Origin of the sequence: Paenibacillus sp. E194, assembly GCF_000935845.1 — a bacterium.
Taxonomy (GTDB): domain Bacteria; phylum Bacillota; class Bacilli; order Paenibacillales; family Paenibacillaceae; genus Paenibacillus_B; species Paenibacillus_B alvei_B.
This window is the reverse complement of record NZ_JMDX01000092.1, coordinates 1-21,596: the sequence shown is the minus strand read 5'-3', so window position 1 is coordinate 21,596 and position 21,596 is coordinate 1. Positions and strand designations below refer to the sequence as shown.

Annotated in this window: 19 protein-coding genes, 1 pseudogene and 1 riboswitch; of the genes and pseudogenes, 17 read left to right on the top strand and 3 right to left on the bottom strand. The window is 46.0% G+C overall.

What is annotated here, in order from left to right:
• Positions 1–2,244, top strand: a pseudogene (locus AZ66_RS14495) (DNA topoisomerase 3); the annotation flags it as partial.
• 129 nt (positions 2,245–2,373) lie between these two features.
• Here AZ66_RS14495 and AZ66_RS14490 read toward each other — a convergent pair.
• On the bottom strand, positions 2,374–3,120 hold the full coding sequence (locus tag AZ66_RS14490; RefSeq protein ID WP_231586880.1) for an HAD family hydrolase: 747 nt from the start codon (positions 3,118–3,120) through the stop codon (positions 2,374–2,376).
• Positions 3,121–3,216: 96 nt separating this feature from the next.
• Complete coding sequence (locus AZ66_RS14485) at positions 3,217–4,140, bottom strand: ArsR/SmtB family transcription factor (RefSeq protein WP_044355488.1); 924 nt, start codon at positions 4,138–4,140, stop codon at positions 3,217–3,219.
• A gap of 123 nt (positions 4,141–4,263) precedes the next feature.
• Between AZ66_RS14485 and AZ66_RS14480 the strand changes: the two genes are divergently transcribed.
• From AZ66_RS14480 to AZ66_RS14425, 12 genes are all read left to right on the top strand, one after another.
• On the top strand, positions 4,264–5,445 hold the full coding sequence (locus AZ66_RS14480; protein WP_044355487.1) for an MFS transporter: 1,182 nt from the start codon (positions 4,264–4,266) through the stop codon (positions 5,443–5,445).
• 117 nt (positions 5,446–5,562) lie between these two features.
• Entirely contained in the window at positions 5,563–6,291 is a 729-nt protein-coding gene (locus AZ66_RS14475; protein ID WP_044355486.1) for a phosphonate ABC transporter ATP-binding protein, read from the top strand.
• A 127-nt stretch (positions 6,292–6,418) separates the two neighbouring features.
• A complete protein-coding gene (locus AZ66_RS14470; protein WP_044355484.1) occupies positions 6,419–7,030 on the top strand; it encodes a DUF3298 and DUF4163 domain-containing protein in 612 nt (203 codons plus the stop codon).
• Between the two features lie 226 nt (positions 7,031–7,256).
• On the top strand, positions 7,257–8,558 hold the full coding sequence (locus tag AZ66_RS14465; RefSeq protein WP_231586879.1) for a hypothetical protein: 1,302 nt from the start codon (positions 7,257–7,259) through the stop codon (positions 8,556–8,558).
• A 28-nt stretch (positions 8,559–8,586) separates the two neighbouring features.
• The gene (locus AZ66_RS14460) at positions 8,587–9,285 is read left to right on the top strand and encodes a response regulator transcription factor (RefSeq protein ID WP_044355482.1); all 699 of its coding nucleotides are present in this window, start codon (positions 8,587–8,589) and stop codon (positions 9,283–9,285) included.
• Positions 9,264–10,721, top strand: a complete 1,458-nt coding sequence (locus AZ66_RS14455; protein ID WP_082061588.1) for a sensor histidine kinase — start codon at positions 9,264–9,266, stop codon at positions 10,719–10,721. The genes AZ66_RS14460 and AZ66_RS14455 overlap by 22 nt, the downstream gene beginning before the upstream one ends.
• A gap of 190 nt (positions 10,722–10,911) precedes the next feature.
• Positions 10,912–11,430: a response regulator gene (locus tag AZ66_RS14450; RefSeq protein ID WP_021261420.1), complete on the top strand. Its 519-nt coding sequence runs from the start codon at positions 10,912–10,914 to the stop codon at positions 11,428–11,430.
• Positions 11,431–11,475: 45 nt separating this feature from the next.
• Positions 11,476–13,317, top strand: coding sequence for a HAMP domain-containing sensor histidine kinase (locus AZ66_RS14445; protein ID WP_044355481.1), 1,842 nt, complete (start codon positions 11,476–11,478; stop codon positions 13,315–13,317).
• A 184-nt stretch (positions 13,318–13,501) separates the two neighbouring features.
• Positions 13,502–14,287 carry a transporter substrate-binding domain-containing protein gene (locus AZ66_RS14440; protein WP_021253868.1) on the top strand — a complete coding sequence of 262 codons (786 nt, stop codon included), beginning with the start codon at positions 13,502–13,504 and terminating at the stop codon, positions 14,285–14,287.
• A gap of 152 nt (positions 14,288–14,439) precedes the next feature.
• Complete coding sequence (locus AZ66_RS14435) at positions 14,440–15,096, top strand: amino acid ABC transporter permease (RefSeq protein ID WP_021261422.1); 657 nt, start codon at positions 14,440–14,442, stop codon at positions 15,094–15,096.
• Positions 15,089–15,811 (top strand): amino acid ABC transporter ATP-binding protein, encoded by a 723-nt coding sequence (locus AZ66_RS14430; protein WP_044355480.1) that lies wholly within the window; start codon positions 15,089–15,091, stop codon positions 15,809–15,811. Before AZ66_RS14435 ends, AZ66_RS14430 begins: the two co-directional genes overlap by 8 nt.
• Before the next feature lie 246 nt (positions 15,812–16,057).
• Positions 16,058–16,225, top strand: a riboswitch (cyclic di-AMP (ydaO/yuaA leader).
• Positions 16,226–16,234: 9 nt separating this feature from the next.
• Positions 16,235–16,945 (top strand): 3D domain-containing protein, encoded by a 711-nt coding sequence (locus tag AZ66_RS14425; protein WP_021261424.1) that lies wholly within the window; start codon positions 16,235–16,237, stop codon positions 16,943–16,945.
• 85 nt (positions 16,946–17,030) lie between these two features.
• Here AZ66_RS14425 and AZ66_RS30620 read toward each other — a convergent pair whose 3' ends face one another.
• Complete coding sequence (locus AZ66_RS30620; RefSeq protein WP_082061587.1) at positions 17,031–18,206, bottom strand: polysaccharide deacetylase family protein; 1,176 nt, start codon at positions 18,204–18,206, stop codon at positions 17,031–17,033.
• A 394-nt stretch (positions 18,207–18,600) separates the two neighbouring features.
• Between AZ66_RS30620 and AZ66_RS14415 the strand changes: the two genes are divergently transcribed.
• The 4 genes from AZ66_RS14415 to AZ66_RS14400 all read left to right on the top strand — a co-directional run bounded on the left by AZ66_RS14415 (position 18,601) and on the right by AZ66_RS14400 (position 21,577).
• A complete protein-coding gene (locus AZ66_RS14415) occupies positions 18,601–19,302 on the top strand; it encodes a dihydroorotate dehydrogenase electron transfer subunit (protein WP_044355479.1) in 702 nt (233 codons plus the stop codon).
• Positions 19,283–20,218 (top strand): dihydroorotate dehydrogenase, encoded by a 936-nt coding sequence (locus AZ66_RS14410; protein ID WP_036620830.1) that lies wholly within the window; start codon positions 19,283–19,285, stop codon positions 20,216–20,218. The genes AZ66_RS14415 and AZ66_RS14410 overlap by 20 nt, the downstream gene beginning before the upstream one ends.
• A 44-nt stretch (positions 20,219–20,262) precedes the next feature.
• Complete coding sequence (locus AZ66_RS14405) at positions 20,263–20,610, top strand: prenylated flavin chaperone LpdD (protein WP_044355469.1); 348 nt, start codon at positions 20,263–20,265, stop codon at positions 20,608–20,610.
• 289 nt (positions 20,611–20,899) lie between these two features.
• A complete protein-coding gene (locus tag AZ66_RS14400; RefSeq protein ID WP_021253860.1) occupies positions 20,900–21,577 on the top strand; it encodes a PspA/IM30 family protein in 678 nt (225 codons plus the stop codon).
• The last annotated feature ends 19 nt before the right edge of the window (positions 21,578–21,596 follow it).

Sequence of the window (21,596 nt, the reverse complement as noted above, 5' to 3'; positions counted from 1 at the left end):
AGCCAAGGGGCCGTAAGCACCGGACACATATTGAAGGAGATCACTACATCATTACATGGGCAATCGGCCATTTTGCTCGGATTGGCAGAACCGCAAGCCTATGATGCGAAATATAAACGATGGAACTTCTATGATCTGCCGATTCTACCGAACAGCTTCAAGATCGTGGCGGAACGCCGCACGAAGGATCAGTTGAAAATGATCGGTGATCTGGCGAAGCAATGCGATACAATCGTGAATGCGTGCGATGCTGGGCGCGAGGGGCAATATATTTTCGCTCTAATTCAACAGCATTATAAATGGAAGCAGCCTGTAAAGCGCTTGTGGATATCTGATCTGACAGCAGACACGATTCGTCGAGGATTCGGAGAGATGAAGGGTGCAGAGCATTATGAAGGACTTACAGCTGCAGCAAGAGCCCGAAGTCAAGCTGACTGGATTATTGGTATGAATGCTTCCCGCGCCTTCACAACGAAGCACAAGGCTCTATTGTCGGTTGGACGCGTTCAGACACCAGTCCTTGCGCTTATTTATGACCGGGAACAGGAGATTGCAGCGTTCCAATCCGAATCCTATTATGAGGTTACCGCTGTATTTCAGCAGGGAGATACGACTTATAAAGGAACTAGACAGGGCGACCGAATTACGGACGAGCAAAAGGCGACTGAGATTGCTGACAAAGTAAGAGGGAAGAGCGGACGAATTGCCGATTACCAGATCAAAGAAGGCAAGGAGTATCCGTACAAGCTTTATGATTTAACACTGCTGCAGCGGGATGCTAACGCGCGTTTTGGATTCTCGGCGAAGAAGACACTGGATATAGCTCAAGTATTATACGAGAAGCACAAGGCGATTACGTACCCGCGGACGAACTCGAACTATGTGACGGAGCAAAATATTGGGGGCATGCATCAGGCACTTAAGATGCTAATGAGTATGCCGGATTATGCGGACTTGGCGGCGCAAGCAGAACCGAGTCGGGTTCATAAAAATAACCGCAGCGTGTGTAACCCAGACAAGGTTGAGGATCACCATGCCATTCTGCCAACGACGAAGCGCCCAGGCACCTTATCGCCTGAAGAAGGTAAAATCTATGACTTAATCGTTCGTCGCTTGCTGGCGCATTTCTATCCAATTGCAGAGTATACCCTTTATACTGTGTTAACCGAGGTTGAGCAGGAAACATTCAAGACGAGCATGAAGCAATGGCGTATACGGGGCTGGAAGCTCCTATATGATCATGATAAGGAGAAGTCCCGCACATCTAAGCGCTCGAAAAAGAAAGATGAGGATGAGGGGGATTCTCAATCATCCTCGGATCAAGTAGAGGAACTTAACGATACGGAGCAGTTCAACCTGGACAAGAATCAGCCTGTGCATTGTCGCGAAGCGGAGATGGCTGCCAAGGCAACACAGCCGCCAAAGTCTTATACAGAGGGCACACTGCTGAAGGCAATGGAAAGCGCAGGGAAGCAGCTGGACAATGAAGAGCTGCGTGAAGTAATGAAGGATGCAGGGCTGGGAACCCCTGCGACGCGGGCGGCGACAATTGAACGGCTGAAGCAAGTCGGATATATCTTGATGACTGGCAAACGTCTTACACTCGCAACCAAAGGAAAGACAGCTGTTGAGCTGATTCGCGGGGCAGGGGTACATCTTCTAACCTCACCAGAGATGACGGGGCAATGGGAGAGACGATTAACGCAGATTGCCAGAGGGGAGGCATCGGAAGATGTATTCATGGAAGCTGTGCGCAAGTTCACGCTTCATGTCATTGACTGTGTCGGCAAGCAAAGCCCTGTATCAGCGGAAGTCCTTGCATTGATCGAATCGGACAAATCATCCAAAGGGAGAGGCAAGTCGCAAACCAGTGCCAAGACATCGAAGAGCTCCAGAGTGAAGGATTCGGCGACGCAAGCTTCTGGCTCTAGCCGCTCCTCAGAAGGAAGCGGACAACATGCAGTACCAGAAACATTCGGCATATGTCCTCGGGAAGGCTGTGGCGGTATGATCATTGAAGGGCGCAAGGGGTTCGGCTGTTCGAACTATAAGCTAGGCTGCAAGTTTGTTGTGTGGAAAAAGCAGTTGGCAACAGGGAAGACGATATCTCCGGTGATGATGCGTGAGCTATTGGAGAAGGGAAGCACGAAGAAGCTTAGCTTTACCAGAGGAAATGCAACGGTGAAAGGAAGATTGGTTCTAGCCAATCGATCAACTGGAGATTTGAAAGTGGTTGAAGAATAGCGGAACACGAATATCCGTTTCTCCATTAGAAGCATACATGAAGAAGCCACATGCCCGCTCCATAGGGAGGAAACGAGACAGCATGGCTTCTTCATGTTGTGTTCCGAATTGAACTTGGGTCTTCTTGATCTAGCTCAGCTTGGAAGTGAGCAGCCATTCCTCGATAACACGAGGTACGTCAGCAAGCTTCTCTAAAGTGTACAGCGCTCCTTGGGGCTCGATCTCAATGTCAATGACATTGTAGAGCCACTCATTCGGACGCTTTAAATAAATGGCATGAAGTCCAGCTAAGAGGCCGGGCTGTACATCTGTTCGCACGGAGTTGCCAATCATCCATGTATTGGCAGGTGTGAAGCCTTGCTCCTTCACAATCTCTGCCAATGCTTCAGCTGTCTTATGCTGACGAATGAAGATGCGATCACCGAAGTAGGTGGACAGTTTCATTTGGTCAATCTTGCGCTGCTGGATAACAGGCTCACCGCCTGTATACAGGTACAATTCATGACCTTGATCACGAAGCAGTTCTAGTGTTTCAACCATTCCTGGATAAGGCTCAATCTCCATGTCATACACGCTAAGTCCGAGCTTCCAGAGCTGTTCCTTCTCCTCCTCAGAGGAGCCTCTGCCTGTCAAGTTGCACAAGTGGTCGTACGTTTCAATGAAGGAACGAGGGAAATGCTCGCTCTGAAACCCGTTTTTCTGTACGCCAGCGATGTCGAACTTTGATTGGACGGACTTGATTTCTTGCGCGTTCATGTTCGATGAGTTGAACCAAGTCGTCATCGTATCCAAAAATTGATGAATGACAATGTCAAAGTATTTGTTGCAATAAATGAGCGTGTCGTCCATGTCGAACAGTATTGTTTGTTTTGGCATTGATGTAGTCAATGTGATTTCCTCCTTGCGCCTTTCAGACATGACAAGCGTGAGGAGGATAGCGATAACCTTCCATTACGCATACTTTGTCAGTCGTTACAATTGTACTTGCACATAATCTTCTAGAAATACGGACAAGTCGGACAACCCTTCCTGACGAAGGGTGATGGATTCCGAGTCGCCGTCCCAATAGGTACGTATGTATCCAGCGGATCGAAGAACGGCCAAATGATGCTTTACAGTTCCTTTGGATAATGAGAGATGCTGTTGGATATCAGCGAAAGAGCGTGAACCTTGACTAACAAATCGTAGCAGCTGCAGCCGCTCTTGATCTGCAAGTGCTTGCGTCATGCGAAGCAGGCTGTGAGACGGCACGCAATCATCTTCAGCGGGTTCGTCAACCGCGTACAGGACAAACAGCTTGTTCTTAAACGTGCACGTATTGTTCATAGGACGATAGTGCCACATTGGAGCAAGAATGCACTCGCGAATATGATTTTTCTCATCACGAATGACGATGCCATTCGTTGCAACTTCGACAACTTCTTCTGGAGTTATTTTGCTCATTAAGAGCCGCTTCTCATCCGCATCTTGCAGCAAAATAGGCTCCCATTGTGGCAAGGTGTGCGAGATGTAATGCTCATACCAGCATTTCAATGCGGGTACATAATATCGTTGGCAGTCATCTCTGGTGAGCGAAATGTCTAGCAGGCCATACTGCTCCTGAACATGCTTCCATTGCTGATCAGTTGTCTGTTCCAGATGCTCGATGTACCCTGTAATATGACTGCCGTCAGTATATTCTAGCGCTATAGCATACAGCATGTCATAATCCGTTAGTGAATAACGCTTCACCTGACGAGCATGCTCGTCCCATTCACTGGGCATCATTTGCTCTGCTTGACGTACCCACGTCATGCCGTTGTCAACATTGCGAATCCATTTGCGGTGTACAAATAGCATGAAGCTTCCAATAAGTTCATATACCGATGAACAGTCGATACGAACATGATAGGTCATGCCTGCGTAGCCTCCTTGGTAATGACAATGAGTGTCTACATTTATTATGAATTGTATTGCATAGCATTGTCTACTATAATTGTGAAATGTTCATTTGATAGAGATAAATGGGGAGGTTTAATAATGGCATCTTGGCGGAACACGACAGATTCCCCAACTTGGAAATTCATTATTCTAATTATTGTCGTTATGATTACAGGTCTTAGTCAGGGGTTATTGCTGCCCTTACTTACGATCTTCTTGGAGCGGATGGGGGTTCCATCCGATCTGAATGCATTGAATGCTACCGCCCTTTACTTAGGGGTGTTCTCCATGATGTTCCTGGTAGAGCGGATACTTATTCGACTCGGCTATAAGAAAATGCTGCTTGCTGGTATGGTGTCGGTTACAATCGCACTAGCGTTATTTCCGTTCTTCCCGAACATTTGGGTATGGTTCGTTCTGCGAATTGTGGTTGGTTTAGGTGACAGCGCGCTGCATTATGCGACACAGCTGTGGGCCGTGTCGGTCAGTCCAGCGAATCGACGGGGAAGAAACATCTCCCTATACGGAATGGCGTATGGGGTAGGCTTCAGCTTCGGGCCATTGGGCATTAATTTGTTGTCTATCCATGATTCAGCACCGTTCATCGCGATTGTCCTCATGTTCCTCGTCGTTATGGCAATTGTATATCTGAAGCTGCCAAATGAAGAAGCTGCGATGATGAAGGACGGATCGAGACCGGAGAAACGCTATCGCCGTTCCTACCAATGGGCCTGGTTCGCTCTGATGCCAGCATTCCTATACGGTTATATGGAAGCCTCAATGAATAGCAACTTCCCTGTATACGCGCTTCGTCTCGGCATGGAGCAGCATTGGATATCGTATTTGCTTCCATTCTTCGGGATCGGGGGACTTATTCTGCAGCTGCCGCTAGGCATGCTTAGCGACCGCATCGACCGCAAAAAAGTATTGATGGCATGCGGTATCTTAGGGGGGATTGGGTTCCTTATTATCCCGTTTGTCGGTACGAACATCTGGGGAATTCTCATTATGTTCATGCTCGTTGGAGGCTTGGTTGGTTCTTTCTTCTCATTAGGGTTGGCGTATGCAGCAGACATATTGCCTAAGGAATATTTGCCGTCCGCTAACGTGATTGCATCCATTCACTTCAGCTTGGGGAGCATCATTGGGCCGAATTTAGCCGGCATTGGGATTCAGTACGTATCAATTGGGAGCATGTTCTACTTGCTCGGGGCTTGGTATATTGGATTCTCACTATTCGGCTTCATCTTCAGACGGCGCAATAAAACGCTTGCAAGTTAGGGGCTACCTTCCTTACACTAAGAGTACATGTTCGTGAATCGCTGCACACACATAAATAGTCTCTCGCAGCAATCAAGCAGCGAACTGCCATTGTCGGAATGGAGAGGAGTCTTGACGGTGATTAGAGTAGATCAGTTAGTGAAACAGTACCCTCCTGAACAGAAGGTATTGAAAAATATTAGCTTCGAGGTGCAGCCGGGCGAGTTCATTGGTGTAATAGGTGCGAGCGGCAGCGGAAAGTCGACACTGCTGAAATGTTTGGCGCTTCAGGAGAGATGGACAAGCGGCAAATTTATCGTTGACGGTGTGGATATCTTCGCGCAGCAGTTGAGCGGAAGACGCAAGGTCAAGCGGGAGTTCGCATACTTGGAACAGAACCCAGTGCTGTCGGACAATCGCAAGGCATTGAAGAACGTCTTAATCGGACGATTCCATCAAACTCCGCTATGGAGAATGGCTACCGGAATGATACGCTCAGACGACTACATGGGGGCAATGGATACCATTGAACAGCTTGGCCTATTGGACAAGGCCCATAAGAAGTGTAGTGATCTGAGTGGTGGGGAGAAGCAGCGGATTGCTATTGCCAGGGCACTTGTACACGGAGCAGACGTGCTGCTTGCAGATGAGCCTGTGCTCGGACTAGACCCGCAATCGGCTGAATCTGTATTGTCGGCATTCCGAGATCTATGTACGAAGCAGCGCAAGATCGTTATTGCGGTATTCCATCAGGTTGAACTAGCAGAGAAATTCGCCACACGATTATGGGGACTCCATGACGGCACCATCGCAGTCGATGTGAAGGGCAGACGGCTTCTTCAATCGGAGAAGGCTCTCATATTATAATGAAGATTAGGAATAAGTAAATAGGCAATTGTCACGCCATCTCTTATGGATGCATATGTTGTAAGGTAGGGAAGAACGTTCTTTTTCTCTCCAAACACTCACGCATCCGTAGGAGGTGGCTTTATTTATGCTGTATCCATTGCCGATTCCGATCGAGCCTCATGTTATTCGCAAGCCGAACCTGGAGGTGTACGTTCCTGTCGTTGTGGATCCGAAGCATCCACAAGCGGCGGAGCGTATGAATCATACGATACAAAATCAGGTCAGAGAATTAATTCGAACTTCTGGCTATGAGGAAGACCCGAAGAATATTGAGGTGCAAGGATGGTTCGAAATCAAATTAAATGAAAGAGGATATCTTAGTCTTACTGTAAGTGTATATGCCTATCCCTATCATGCAGCCCATGGGATGACCTATCAGCGTGGTTTGACCTTTGAGACGGAGACAGGCAAGCTGATAACGCTGCCTGATTTGTTCAAGCCAGGGGCCCCTTACGTAGACGTGTTGTCTAAGCACGTCGCCGCACAGATTAAAATGCGGGATATCCAGACGCTAGAGCCATTCAAATCGATTCGACCGGATCAGGATTTCTATATGACGGACAAATCACTCGTTCTCTTCTTCCAGTTGTACGAGATTGCGGCGTATGTATATGGGTTTCTGTACTTCCCGATATCTGTATACGAGTTAAATGACATTAAAGCAGATAATGGCATTATCGATAAGTTGTCATACTAAGCATCGAAGTAAGCATCGAGGCTCAAATATAGTGCGAAGCATGTGTGCTGAGCAAGGAGGATGTTTTCTTCCCAATGAATCATCGCTTTGTCACGGGTTTGTCACCATTAGGTGACTCTTTTTTTTATAATGAAAGAGTATGCCTGTAACTAGGCTACATAGATGATAAGTAATGTGTTTCGACAAAATAACGAATAATAGAAGCATCAAAGGAGGAATGGCATGTATGATAAACAGGCGAACAATACGAAAAGCATCGCTCCTCCTTCTACTGGCTAGTGTCATGTTAAGCGGCTGTCAGTGGGTTCAAGACCCCAAATCCATGCTGAAGGAACCACGATTGTCGACAGATAAAGCGAATTTAAAATCGATTATTGACTCCCAAAAGCCTGAAGGAGCAAATATCATCCGGCCGCGCAATGCAGACGATCGCAGCACGATTCGCATTGCGGATTTGAACAATGATGGCAAGGGTGAGGCGATTGTATTCTATGAGACGCCAGACAAGGAAGTTCGAATCCATGGTATGATCTTTAAATCAGATGGTGACACATGGACGAAGGTATTCGACTTCGATGGTGAGGGTACTCAGTTGGACAGGGTAGAGCTGGTTGACTTGACAGGTGATAAGAGTCTTGAGCTAGTGGTAGGTTACGGCAGCAATGACCCGAAGCTGAATAAGGGACTTGTTGTGTATCGATTCACAGACACAGAGATGGTTAGACTGTTCGAACAGCCGTATTCTCAATTCGTGATCGATGATCTGGATCAGAGCGGTAAGAATCGATTGTTTATATTGAATAACCGCTCAGGTCAAATACCTGTCCTCTTTTCATTCGATTACCAAAACGGCAGGATGGTTAAATTTCATGAGTTGAAGTTATCAACTGGTACTAATGCGTACACGAATATGGTGTCTGGATTTATATCAAAAGACCGTAAAGGACTCGTGCTTGATGCGGATGCAGATGCAGGGGCCAACAACTATATATCAAATATTATTGGAATGAATAAGGATCACATGCTTGAATCCCTATTGCAAGAGGGCTTAACTGACAACAAAAGGATAGATATTAAGAGCTCTGACATGAACGGGGATGGCATTATTGAGATCGGTATTCCCGAGCAGCCTCACGGCTGGGATCTGTATCAATCTCATGAAATCCCTTATTTTACAAACTTCTTCCAATGGGATGGACAGCATGGCTTGAAGTTAGTGGAGAAGCAATACCGCGACCATATGGATCGCTTCCATTTGACTTTCCCAAAATCTTGGTATGGACGTGTGACTGTGGATACAAAATCGAAAAAAGATGAAATGCTCCGCTTTGTCGATCTTCATACGAACGAAACGTTAGCCATTATCCGATTCTTTACACCTGAGGCATGGGAGTCTTATAAGGAAAAATGGACATACCTCAGTTCGTTTGGTGACAAGATTATCGGCATTTACAGCAAGGAGCCACTGAATGCGAAACAAGGGGTTCCTAAATTACCAGAACTAGACAAAAGTGATAGTGATTCTTAAAGGAAATGAAGTAAGGAGATAAGTAGAGATGACGAAAATACTCATTCTTGAAGATGAAGAATCAATCCGCAGCTTTATTGTCATTAATTTAAAGCGCAATGGATTCGATGTGGTGGAAGCAGATAACGGCAATGATGCTTATCAAATGATCATGAGCGATCCGACGATAGATATCGCCCTACTGGACGTGATGGTTCCGGGTATTGATGGCTTTGAGGTGTGTAGACGAGTTAGGGAACAGAATGAGCGGCTCGGAATCATCTTCCTGACTGCCAAGGTGCAGGAACAGGACAAAGTATATGCCTTGTCTGTTGGTGCGGATGATCATGTGAGCAAGCCATTCAGTCCTACAGAGCTCGTTGCGCGCATTCAGTCCTTGCTGCGCAGGGTTAGCTCTTATCAGCACACTACCCAGAAGGTAGTTTATCAATCTGGCCCGTTCTCACTAGATTTGATTGCGAAGCGATTTACCAAAAATAACCAATCGATCGATTTAACTCCTACGGAATTCTCGCTGGTGCAGTTTTTCATGGAGAAGGAAGAGATGACATTAAGCCGAGACGTACTGCTTGATCATGTATGGGGCAAGGACTATATGGGCGATCCTAAGATTGTGGATGTGAACATTCGTCGTTTGCGCCAAAAAATCGAGGATGAGCCATCATCACCAAGATTTCTTGAAACGGTATGGGGGCACGGGTATAAATGGAAGGGAACAACTCCATGATTAAGCCGGGCATACGCCGCTCGGTAGTCATGCATTACTTCATCGTTGTCTTTATGACGATGCTGATGCTGGAAGTGGTCTTTCTCATCTCGGTGCGGACGTATTATTATGATTCAGTATCCAGCAATTTAACTAACCATGCATCCGTAACGACGAAATACTATCAGCAATATATAAGTCTTAGTTCCAGTGTAGATGATCAAGGCATATTGCCGGAGCTGCTCGAATTATTCAAATTGCCGGGCGCCGAGGTGCAAATTCTGGATCGGACTGGGAAGGTGCTTATCTCTTCCAGTGGATTCCGGATCGACAAGCCGATCAACTCACTCGATGTGATTACTGTACAGCAGCAAGGGAAGCTGGAACAATGGATCGGCAAGCAGCCTGGAACCGGTGAATCGATAATGGCTGTGTCTGCTCCTTTGTTAGAGAGAGGCGACATCAGCTACATTGTCAGACTTGTCACCTCACTAGAAGTAGTGAACAGTCAGTTGAATAGCATTGTGCTCGTATCCATACTGATTTCGATTACGATATTAATTATTGTATTAGTGATTAGCCTTGGGCTGGCGAATTCGATCGTGAGGCCAATTAATGAGATTACGGCTGTATCCGCTCAGATGGCGCGGGGACGATTCGATGTCAGAGCCAAGGATGGATATAAGTACGAGCTTGGGGAGCTGTCTAAGACACTCAACTTCATGGCTCATGAGATTGTGCGAAGCAACCAATTAAAGAATGACTTTATCTCATCGATCTCTCACGAATTGCGGACTCCATTGACGGGAATCAAGGGATGGAGCGAGACCTTGCTGTCTGGTCCGTTAGATGAAGGGGAGACGAAGCTGGGGTTGAACGTTATTCATAAGGAAACGGATCGCCTAATTGGGCTTGTTGAGGAATTGCTCGACTTCTCGAAGCTGCAGGAGAATAAATTGCAGTTCCACTGGCGGAAGGTATCCATCGCGACAATTATCGAAGACACGATCCTGCAAGTGAGAATGAAAGCAGAGAAGAAGCAAATTCGATTGGAGGAACGCGTCAGAGGCAACGAGCAAATTCTGAATGCGGATCCGAATCGATTGAAGCAAGTATTCCTGAATCTGATTGATAATGCGGTCAAGTTCTCCCCAGAAGAGTCGGTGATCACGATTCATACGTCGTGGGATGCGGAGAAAGTGGTTGTTCGTATTGTTGACCAAGGAATTGGAATAAGCGAAGAACACTTGACCAAAGTAATGGACAAGTTCTATCAAGTGAATCCAAGTCATGGCGGTACAGGGCTCGGACTGGCGATTACGTACGAATTGGTGAAGGCTCATGGAGGAGAAATGTCCATCGAAAGTGAGCCTGAGGTAGGGACGACGGTTATTGTGACCTTGCCGGTCAACATGCCGATTGAAGCAGATACGATAGAGGAATCTACGGATTTATGATCTCTTCGAATATCATTTGAATTTATACGGCCTTTGCGTGATTAATTCATGCAAAGGTCTTTTTTCGGGGAAATTAAGAAAATAGCATATCTTACTTCGACAAAACATACTATAATATGTATCATAATCATCCATGATGTTGTCGTAATAACTCGATTGTTGTCGTCCTCATCGGAAGGAGGATAGGATAGTGGAACTATTTTTATTCGTTATATTTTCCGCGTCTGTCCCATTTATTATTTACTTATACTTTGTCATCAAGCAGCGTTCATGTGTACAAGAAGAAACTGCGGTTGCGGTAGATCGTAATGCGCTTATGCATGCACAGACGGACGAAGCAGAAGACGTGGCGAGCCATTGCTCCATTCTTGTCGTGGAAGATCAGATGCCTATCCGGATTCTATTGAAGGAAGCACTGGATGAACTGCCACTGGAAGTAAGAGAAGCAGAGACGGGCGAGCAGGCGCTTAATTCAATGCGTGCGTGTCCAAGTAAAATTGTGCTCATGGATGTGAGCCTACCGGATATGAATGGCCTCGATGTACTGCATACGGTTCGTACGATGCGTCCAGATACCGAAGTCATAATGATGTCTGCCTATAGCGATGCAGACAAGGTTAACGAAGCGAAGGCGGCAGGAGCGATTGGCTTCTTCTCGAAGCCGTTCGACTTAGAAGAACTGCGCGCGTACATATCATCCAGACTGTAACGGACTGCGATATCTTGTCTTGACAATTGTCAATCGGAGGATGTTATGTTTAGAACGATACATAGCCAACTAAGCGCCCGGGTAGTGACGACACTAGTGGCTGCGTTGGCCATTATTTTTTCATTTTCTTATGAAGCTGTTCGTTCGATTATTGAGACGAGCATGCAGAACAATTATTTGAATCAAGTTAAGATGGCCGCTCACGATGTTGAAGCGGCCATTCGTCACCACAAGAGAATGGTTGAGACATATGCGAGGGTCATTCAGGGCATATTCGACACATCTGGGCGCATCAAGGCTGAAGTGAATCAATTGACAGAATGGTATGCTTTTCAACCGAAGGATCTCGTATTCGGGTACTGGTTCACCATGCAGACCGGTTCGAAATGGAAGGAGAAATTTACATCCTGGTTTGGTCATGATGAATCCGGTCTGCTCCGTAATTTCTATAAACAAGAACATGTGGACGAGACATTGCCTCAGTATCGAGATGACCCGCGATACGACTATTATCATGGTTCAGTGAAGAAGAATGGAACCTATTTGACAGCACCATACATTGATCCTTATGTAAACCTACCGATGATATCCATCAGCACGCCTGTATACGACTCAGGAGGCACACTGCTCGGTGTGGCCGGAGTTGATATAAGGTTTGGCGATTTGAAGCAGTTAGCAAACAAGCTAAGTGTACACCCCAGCAGCAAGATTCTACTTACTTCCCTACAAGGCGATTTATTGTACGACCCAGATGAAGAACGAACGATTTATGACAATATATACACCAATCTTAATGAAGATACAGCGACATTATTACGCAAAGTAAATGACTCTAACGAGTCTGTTATCATTGATGACTATCGTGGGAACTCCATGTATATATTCTCAATGCCGCTTGAGGAGACGAACTGGAGAGCAATCATTATGCTGCCTGCGGGAGTTATTAGCAGCGTGTTGCTTTACGTATGGGTCGTAACCCTAATTACGATCAGTTTACTTATTGTTGTGATTTACTTCCTAATAAACTGGTGGATCCGCCGTTTGATCGTGACTCCACTGCATCAATTAGTCGAGGCGTCTCATCGTATTGCCGGTGGGGATTATGACGTGACAGTGAGAATCGAATCCAATAATGAATTTTGCCAGCTCGGTTCAGATATGAATCGGATGAGTGAGGCGCTGCGTCAGAAGGCGCAGATGGAGCAAGAAATGAAGCGTATGAGCGCGCTGCAGGTTGTGGGAGAGATGGCTGCCGCGCTTAGTCATGAAATTCGAAATCCGCTAACGACAATCAAGGGATTTCTGCAGCTGCTTCGCAATAAGCCGGAGCATGCGGATGAGCATGTCTATTTCCGTACGATGATGGAGGAAATTGAGCGGACGAACACGATCATTACGGAGTATTTAACCTTGGCTAGACATAAATTCGTCCAATTCCGCCCTCATTGCTTGAATGAAATCATTACACAATTATACCCGCTTGTGCAAGCAACAGCATCGGCACGCTGCCAGGATATCCGCCTGGACATATCGCCAGTTCCTTCTATTGAAATGGATGAGAAAGAGATGAAGCAGCTTCTTCACAATCTCATTCGGAACGGACTTGAAGCGATGAGTGAAAACCAAGTGTTGACGATTCGAACTCGCATGATAGGGGATAGGGTTCTTCTATGTATTGAAGATGAAGGACCAGGCTTTCCATCCGAGGTTTTAGTCAGGGCAGGAACTCCTTTTGTCACGACGAAGGAGAAGGGGACAGGACTAGGCTTGTCCATCTGCTACAGTATCGTGGAGCGCCATGAAGGAGAACTTATTATTGAATCTGTGCCAGGTCGCACAGTTATCACAATTAGTCTCCCGCTATTCCGCAAGAAGCAAGAAGGCTAGTTTGGATGTTGCCATAATTGACCAATGTATTATAAAATGGAAGAGTTGTACGCTAATATTCTACTTTAATAACCAATTCCTAAGAAATAATGGTTGTATAACTATGCATCTGCGTGTATAATGATGTTACCTCACTAAGAGCGAGCGGGGAATATTACACATATACAGAGCGGGGTTGGAGCAAATGAAATCATTAAAAATTGTTGCAGCATGCACACTCATTCTATCATTATTAGTTGGTTGCGGTGCGAAGGAAGACCGTCTAGCAACTGTTCAAGAGAATAAAAAACTGGTACTCGGCACGAGTGCTGACTATCCACCATTTGAATTCCGTAAAACAATCGACGGCAAGGATCAAATTGTCGGTTTCGATATTGAGATAGCGAAGGAAATTGCGAAGGATTTGGGCGCTGAATTAGAGATTAAGGATACATCACTGTCGTCATTGCCTGAGGAACTGAAGACAGGCAAGATTGACATCGCAATCGCGGGACTAGATCCAACGCCTGAGCGGGAGAATGCAATGGAGTTCTCTACACCTTATTACTTGGCGGAAGCAGGGGTAATTGTACGTGCAGCAGACAAGGATAAGTATAAGTCACCTGAAGATTTGAAGGGGATGAAAATCGGCGTACAGCTTGGCTCAACCTTCGAGGATGTCGTTCAGCAAATCCCTGATGCGAAGAAGGAAATGCTGGATAAGGTGAACGACCTCGTTCTTGCGCTGGAGTCGAATCGTTTAGAGGCTGTCGTTGTGGAGAAGCCTGTGGCAGCGGCATTTGCTGCGAATCGCAAGGAAGTCGCTGTCGCGCCAGTGGAATTGAAGCCAGTAAGTGAAGGATATGTAATCGGAGTGCGCAAGGGCAGTGTGAAACTGCGTGATGAAGTGAATAAGACGCTTGAACGCTTGAAGCAGCAGGGCAAACTGGATGAATTCATTACACAAGCGGTACAACTGGCGGAACAATAAGATCATATGGATTGCATCTATATGCGGTCTATACAGATCTCGATGTGATATGTTCGCTCCTCGTGGGAATTCAACCAGTGAGGAGCTTTTTCTCTTTATATAGAAGAAATACAGATTAACAGTCGTGATAGGTAGGGAAGGGGAAGGTTGTCATGTTCGATTGGTTCGACATGTTATGGACGTATAAATTAGGATTTGTATCCGGTGCTGGCATAACCGTGCTGCTATCCGCGATATCCGTTCTGTTCGGATTACTATTGGGAGTGGCCATTGTCTTGATGCGGATGTCTAAAATAAAGCCGCTTAAATGGTTTGCTGTCACCTATATCGAGGTGTTCCGTGGAACACCGCTGCTTGTACAATTATTCATTATTCATTATGGACTTGCAGAGTATGGCGTAGAATTCAGTGCGCTAACATCTGGAGCGATTGCTCTATCCTTAAATAGTGGTGCGTATTTGGCTGAAATCTTCCGTGCCGGCATACAATCGATCGACCACGGTCAATTGGAAGCAGCGCGTTCTCTCGGGATGTCAAAATCAATGGGGATGCGCTTGATCGTACTTCCACAAGCGTTCCGCAATGTCATTCCTGCGATCGGCAACGAATTTATTACGATTATTAAGGAGACTTCAATTGTCAGCACCATCGGGATTGCAGACTTGATGTTTGAAACGAATATCGTACGTGCCAAAATTTATTCAGCGATGGGGCCATTGATTGGAGCGGCGTGTATCTATCTCATTCTAACCTTCACTTTATCGAAAGTGGTGGCACGTTTGGAAAGGAAGTTGAGCGAGCATGATTAAAATTCAAAATTTGCATAAATCGTATGATAAATTGGAGATTTTAAAAGGGGTAAATGTCTCTATTGACCGTGGTGAAGTGGTTGTTGTCATAGGCCCTAGCGGATCTGGAAAAAGTACTCTCCTGCGTTGCATTAATTTGCTGGAAACTCCGACACAAGGGGATATCCGCTTCGAGGATCAGTGTATCACAGACAAGTCGCACAACATCAACAAAACACGTGAAAAAATGGGGATGGTATTCCAATCGTTCAACCTATTTCCCCATATGACCGTGCTGCAAAATATTACCCTTGCTCCAATAAAGGTGAAAGATGTGCCAGAGGCTGAAGCTAATAAACTAGCAATGGAGCTGCTTAGCAAGGTTGGTTTGGCGGATAAGGCCAAGGCATTCCCTAGACAGCTGTCCGGTGGACAGAAGCAGCGTATCGCGATTGCGCGAGCGCTTGCTATGCAGCCGCATGTGATGCTGTTCGATGAGCCGACATCAGCGCTTGATCCAGAGATGGTCGGCGAAGTGCTTGAGGTCATGAAATCACTCGCCGCAGAAGGAATGACGATGGTAATCGTAACTCATGAGATGAACTTCGCACGTGAAGTGGGCGATCGTATATTATTTATGGATGGCGGCAATATCGTGGAGGAAGGTTCTCCAGACCAATTATTTAACCATCCTAAGCATGCTAGAACGCAGGATTTTCTAAGTAGAGTATTGTAAATATATAGGTGTTCGAATAGGCATCCTTAAGGGGTGCCTATTATTGCTTGTTGTAATATGTAAGCGTTTTCGTTTACAAATCTGAAATATGTGCTATGATAGAAACATAAAGATTACAAAAATGTCATCTCTGATTACAAATTTGTTATGAAATAAAAAAAGTTTGAAGCTTCAATCCATTGGGGGGCGCGGGTTCCAGAGACTTACCATCATATTCCTGCGCACAGGTTACAAAATTGTGATATGATGCAATCCGAGCCGAAACGACACACCCGTACGGGGGATTATTGACCGGTGTTCGATATGTTGAGAACACCTTGGGGTGAATCGCTTATTCCGCAATTGGAATGGCGTAGGGGAACTCCTTGACCCGAATCCGACAACTAACCCCGCAGGCTAATGCACAGGAGGAAAACAGAACATATGCGTAAAAGAATTACACTAACGATTACTGCAGCTTTACTTGGACTTGCGTCCATTCTTCAAATTTTGCCGGCACAGGCTGAGCCTTATACGGTAAAAGAGGGAGAAACGTTCTATTCAATTGCTAAGAATTACAACATGAGTGTTGAATCCGTATTGTCGGCAAACCCGACAATTAATCCGAAAAATCTGTATGGTGGACTCTCCATCGAACTTCCAAGCCCCGTTGTTCAAAAATCGGTATTGGAAGGGATGCCAGTCAATAATGCTTTGGGTGTAGCAAAAAATGACGGACAGGCAGTCAAAACGGCTTCGAATAATCAGAAAGCAGCAGTGCAACAAGCTGCTCCTAAAAATGTAGTTCAATTGTCCTCTGGACGTACAGCGACATACAAGAAAACGATAAGCATGCGCGCAACAGCCTATACTGCTCATCCGAGTGAAAACGGCAAATGGGGCGCAGTTGATGCTTTGGGTAATGCATTGAAACTAGGCACAGTTGCGGTCGATCCAAAAGTGATTCCGCTTGGAACGAAATTGTATATTACGGGATATGATTTCAAACACTTGCCGACAGGCGGTATGGTTGCTGTAGCTACGGATACAGGCGGTGCAATCAAGGGGAAAAAGGTTGACATATTTGTACCGGTAAGCAAGAAGACAGGCAACACATTCGGCGTGCAAGACGTTAAAGTATACGTGTTGAAATAATATCTACTATTATAAATAGATGTAGATAAATACTTACAATAGCAATTGAACAACAAGCCTCGCCATTATGGCGGGGCTTGTTTACTTATTCCTTCTTTTCCTTCTGATCTTGAAGCAGATCAGGCAAGGTGACGAATTCATATTCCCGATCTCTCAACTGCTGAATAATTGATGGGAGTGCTTTCACGGTACCATGCAGGTACCCATTTTGTGTGCTTCCGCTGGCATGCTGCAAAATGATGGAACCTGGACGGACCCCACGCATCACATTTTGCAAAATACGTGAAGCGGTTAATCCTCGCCAATCGTTCGTATCTACATCCCAGTTCACGACCATGTATCCATTATCTCCTGCCCAGCGCAATTGCTCTTCGTTGATTTCTCCATATGGCGGACGGAAGTAACGAGGCTTATATCCGGTTGACTGCTCGATAATGCGTTCAGTATCCTTCACCTGGTGTTCAAAAGCTGGTAGCGTCAGCTTTGTCAACAATGGATGATTGTACGAATGATTACCGATCACATGCCCCTCGCGTACCATCCGCTCGACGAGTCCTGGATATGCCTTGGCACGAGAGCCAACGAGAAAGAAAGTGGCTCGGATATTGTGCTCCTTCAATATATCCAATACAAGCGGCGTAATGCGGTTATCCGGTGCGTCATCGAAGGTAAGCGCAACTTGTCGTTCTCCTTGACGCTGCTTCGCATTCAATTTAAAGATATGTGGGTACTTCAACCGCAGTTCCGCAATCGTGAGATGCTGTTTCTTCATCTTATGCATACTGGAGCGGGATGATTGTGAAGCTTGCGCCGCTGATTGCGACGGGCTTGATTTCTGCCACATGTACTTGCGTTCAGTCGAAGTGGAAGAACGTTGCTTCTGCTGGCCAGATTCTGGCTCAGCCTGCTGCGACTCCAGTCTTTTCTTCTGACTTTTCTGATTATCACGCTCTCCCTGCTCAGCTGTTATGGTGAACTTAGGCATCTCAATATGCTCCGATGAAGCTGTATTCTCTTGCTTTTCCTTAGCATGTGGGGAATGCATAGTCACGGAGTCTACCTTGAAGATACGTGGTACCGGATGAGTGCGATCTTGTCTCCACAGACTGTCTGCTGATGAATGGATCGATTCCGACTGATTTGGCTTGATTGGTGGCAGATTGGGTATGGGAGGCGTTGCTTCCTGCGAGCGATGGAAGCAGCCGGTAATACAGAGCAGGCAAAGGGATAATACAGATAAGCAGATTCGACAATGTTGCATAGCGCCATTCCCCCATTCCATAAACAGTTCAATATTCTTGTTATGTCCTTGGGGTGGCTGAAATATGCCCTTCCACTTACCTAGTACGGTAGGGAAATAATCTCATCGACTATAATTGTTAGGATGTTCACTTGTAACTTCTTGCTAATATTCTGAAAATTTGCGAAACCATTGTCACAATTCATACGCTAATGTGACATGGGTCACAGTGGGATGTCAACCAGAACAGGCATAGTAGAGGTGTAAAGGTGAGAAAAGCTTACTCACATGCCAAATAGGCAGAAAACCCATAAGGTTGTAAATGGGGGTTTTTCTTACGAGCAGGAATCTGCACATCTCAATAAACGTGAGAAGGATGCAGACTGTCCTTACTCGTGAAAAAAGGAGCATACTTGTGTATACGATTCTTTCCAACGAACGCATCTCTGAAGGCATTTACCTCATGACGGTGGAGGGTCAATTTCAAGCAAGCATGGGTCAATTCTATATGCTGCGAGCCTGGAATACGGCACCTGTTCTGTCTCGTCCAATTAGCATCTGCAATTTGGCGAAGGATAGCATCCAGTTCCTGTACAAGGTTGCAGGTGAGGGTACGCGTTTAATTGCACAGCTGCGTGATGGAGACCGTATCCAGCTAGAAGGGCCATTCGGTAATGGCTTCCCGCAAGTGGAAGGACGAACTGCACTTATCGGAGGCGGTATTGGCATTGCACCCTTATTATATACGGCGAAGCAATTGGATAAACCGGATATCTATCTTGGCTTTCGAGGACAGTCCTATTTAACGGAAGCATACGAACCATACGCGAATGAGTTGGTTGTCCGCGTAAACGGCAACCTCCTAGATGACGTGGACTTTAGTAAATATGATAATGTGCTGGTGTGTGGTCCATTGGGAATGATGAAGGCAGTTGCCTTGCTAGCAGAAGGCTTAGATACGAAGGTGTATGTATCTTTTGAAAAACGTATGGCCTGCGGAATCGGGGCTTGTTATGTGTGCTCAGTAAAGAATAAAAACGGCAACCGCAAAGTATGTGCGGATGGGCCTGTATTTTTGGCGGAGGAGGTGGAATGGCATGCGGAACTTAGCTTGTAATGTAGCCGGCATTCCGTTCAACAATCCGATCGTGATGGCATCGGGAACGTTTGGCTTTGGGCAAGAATATGCCAAATTATATGATATTAACAAGCTGGGGGGCATCTCCTGCAAAGGGCTCACCCTACATCCACGTCAAGGGAATAACGGAACTCGGGTGTGGGAGACACCAGGCGGCATGATGAATAGTGTTGGGCTTGAGAATCCTGGTATCGATGCATTTTTGGAAGAGGAAATGGAATTCTGGGAAACGATTGAGCCCGTGAAAATTGCCAATCTTGGCGGCAGTAATATAGAAGAATACGTCCTCGGAGCCTTGAAGATAACGAAGGATGCAGAAGAGCGGCGCAAAGCACGTGTTCGGGCTGTAGATATGATTGAGTTGAACATTTCATGTCCGAATGTGAAGGAAGGCGGCATTGCCTTTGGTGTGAAAACAGACGTTGCGCGTGAGGTTATTCGCGAAGTACGGCAAGTCACTTCGCTGCCGCTTGCTGTGAAACTATCGCCGAATGCTGAGAATATTGTAGAAATGGCCGTGATGTGTGAAGATGAGGGAGCGGATTGTGTCTCTTTAGTGAATACGTTCTCGGGAATGAAGATTGATATCTATCAGCGGCGCAGTGTTTTTTCCAATACGTACGCGGGCTTGTCTGGGCCGGCTATTAAGCCAATTGCGCTGCGCATGGTTCATCAGGTGTCCCAGCATGTATCCATCCCCGTCATGGGCATGGGCGGCATTGCCTCCGCTTCGGATATTATTGAGTTTATTATGGCCGGAGCCGAGGTGGTTCAAGTAGGCACCTACAACTTCATGAACTTGCGTGCTGGCGAAGAGTTGCTGGCTGGTCTTCTAAGCTTCATGGAAATGGAGAACATTCAAAGTCTGGATGAGATTCGCGGCATTATTAAATAAGGCCTTCTGGACAGTTGTACTTCAATGAAGGGGGCTCTGAATACATGCAGGAGCAACGAGCGGGAGCAGACATAACCATTCAATATCGCGAAATTGGGCGAGACTACCTGTTCATCATTACAGGGGGAGACGAGCATATTGGGGCGGTATCCACCGCATATAGGGATCCGAGTACGGATGAGCACGAATGGGTTGTGCAGTCGAATAGAGTTCCTGGGCATAAGGAATATGTACTGACAGAGCCAATGGCTCAGCAAGCGGCGAGTCAGCTTCAGACTACGGTTACCGTATGTGCAGGGATACATTATGACAATCTAAGTTCGGCACATATTGATGCAGTTGTTGATCAAGCGTGGTCACAATTTTTGCTTATGCTGTCTACCCTTGATTAAATCATAATGGTTAGAATACGGAGAAGAAGATTGGGGATGCCCTGATCTTCTTCTTTTTTATGGCTGCGTACGTGTCATTATGTAAAGAAAGTATGAATGAAATGAAGATTTCTTTATGCAGCGAGAGGTGTATACAATATTTCGTATTTCCATATACAATAGAGATATGATTTTTTGTTTTTTTGAAACAACTTCGGAACTGATTCGTATGAATGTGTAATGAAACATAATATTGAACCGATGCGTATTTTGTTTCAATGGTTATGCACACAAAGGAGGAAACAATACTATGTCCGTATTTAAACGTTTGCGTGATTTAACGATGTCTAATATTTATGCCTTGATCGAGAAGGCGGAAGATCCAATTAAGATGACAGATCAATACTTGCGTGACATGCAAGAGGATTTGGAAGAAGCAGAACGTGCAGTAGCACAGCAGATCGCGATCGAGAAACGCTTCAAGCAGTCCTATGAAGAGCAAGAAGCACTTGTGAACAAGCGTGCTGAGCAAGCAGCAATTGCGGTACAGGCTGACAATATTGAATTGGCACGCCGTGCTCTGGAAGAGAAGAAGGCAGCAGAAGCGAAAATGAACGAATACAAAGCGAGCTATGATCAGAACAAAGCTTCTGCAGACGCTCTTCGCGCGAAGCTGGAAGAAATGCGCAAGCAGTACACTGATATGAAGAACAAACGCGAAACGTTGGTTGCTCGTTTCAACGCTGCGAAGGCACAAACGGAAATCAACAAAGCGATGGCGGGATTCAGCTCCGATACTGCGATGTCAGGCTTGAAGCGTATGGAAGACAAAATGCTTCAAATGGAAGCTCAAGCAGAAGCAAGCAACGAAATCCGCGGAGCGGGAGGCAAGTCGCTCGATGATGAGTTTGCGAGCTTGACGAAGGATAAAGGTGTCGAGGATGAATTGGCAGCTCTGATGAAGAAGTACGACAAATCTGCTGAATAATCGGATACAGAAGACGCTT

Excerpts from the sequence above, each read along its gene's own strand:
- AZ66_RS14490 (WP_231586880.1), bottom strand. The coding sequence starts at position 3,120 with ATGCCAAAACAAACAATACTGTTCGACATGGACGACACGCTCATTTAT.
- AZ66_RS14485 (WP_044355488.1), bottom strand. The coding sequence starts at position 4,140 with ATGACCTATCATGTTCGTATCGACTGTTCATCGGTATATGAACTTATT.
- AZ66_RS14480 (WP_044355487.1), top strand. The coding sequence starts at position 4,264 with ATGGCATCTTGGCGGAACACGACAGATTCCCCAACTTGGAAATTCATT.
- AZ66_RS14470 (WP_044355484.1), top strand. The coding sequence starts at position 6,419 with ATGCTGTATCCATTGCCGATTCCGATCGAGCCTCATGTTATTCGCAAG.
- AZ66_RS14465 (WP_231586879.1), top strand. The coding sequence starts at position 7,257 with ATGATAAACAGGCGAACAATACGAAAAGCATCGCTCCTCCTTCTACTG.
- AZ66_RS14460 (WP_044355482.1), top strand. The coding sequence starts at position 8,587 with ATGACGAAAATACTCATTCTTGAAGATGAAGAATCAATCCGCAGCTTT.
- AZ66_RS14455 (WP_082061588.1), top strand. The coding sequence starts at position 9,264 with ATGGAAGGGAACAACTCCATGATTAAGCCGGGCATACGCCGCTCGGTA.
- AZ66_RS14445 (WP_044355481.1), top strand. The coding sequence starts at position 11,476 with ATGTTTAGAACGATACATAGCCAACTAAGCGCCCGGGTAGTGACGACA.
- AZ66_RS14440 (WP_021253868.1), top strand. The coding sequence starts at position 13,502 with ATGAAATCATTAAAAATTGTTGCAGCATGCACACTCATTCTATCATTA.
- AZ66_RS14435 (WP_021261422.1), top strand. The coding sequence starts at position 14,440 with ATGTTCGATTGGTTCGACATGTTATGGACGTATAAATTAGGATTTGTA.
- AZ66_RS14430 (WP_044355480.1), top strand. The coding sequence starts at position 15,089 with ATGATTAAAATTCAAAATTTGCATAAATCGTATGATAAATTGGAGATT.
- AZ66_RS14425 (WP_021261424.1), top strand. The coding sequence starts at position 16,235 with ATGCGTAAAAGAATTACACTAACGATTACTGCAGCTTTACTTGGACTT.
- AZ66_RS30620 (WP_082061587.1), bottom strand. The coding sequence starts at position 18,206 with ATGCAACATTGTCGAATCTGCTTATCTGTATTATCCCTTTGCCTGCTC.
- AZ66_RS14410 (WP_036620830.1), top strand. The coding sequence starts at position 19,283 with ATGCGGAACTTAGCTTGTAATGTAGCCGGCATTCCGTTCAACAATCCG.
- AZ66_RS14405 (WP_044355469.1), top strand. The coding sequence starts at position 20,263 with ATGCAGGAGCAACGAGCGGGAGCAGACATAACCATTCAATATCGCGAA.
- AZ66_RS14400 (WP_021253860.1), top strand. The coding sequence starts at position 20,900 with ATGTCCGTATTTAAACGTTTGCGTGATTTAACGATGTCTAATATTTAT.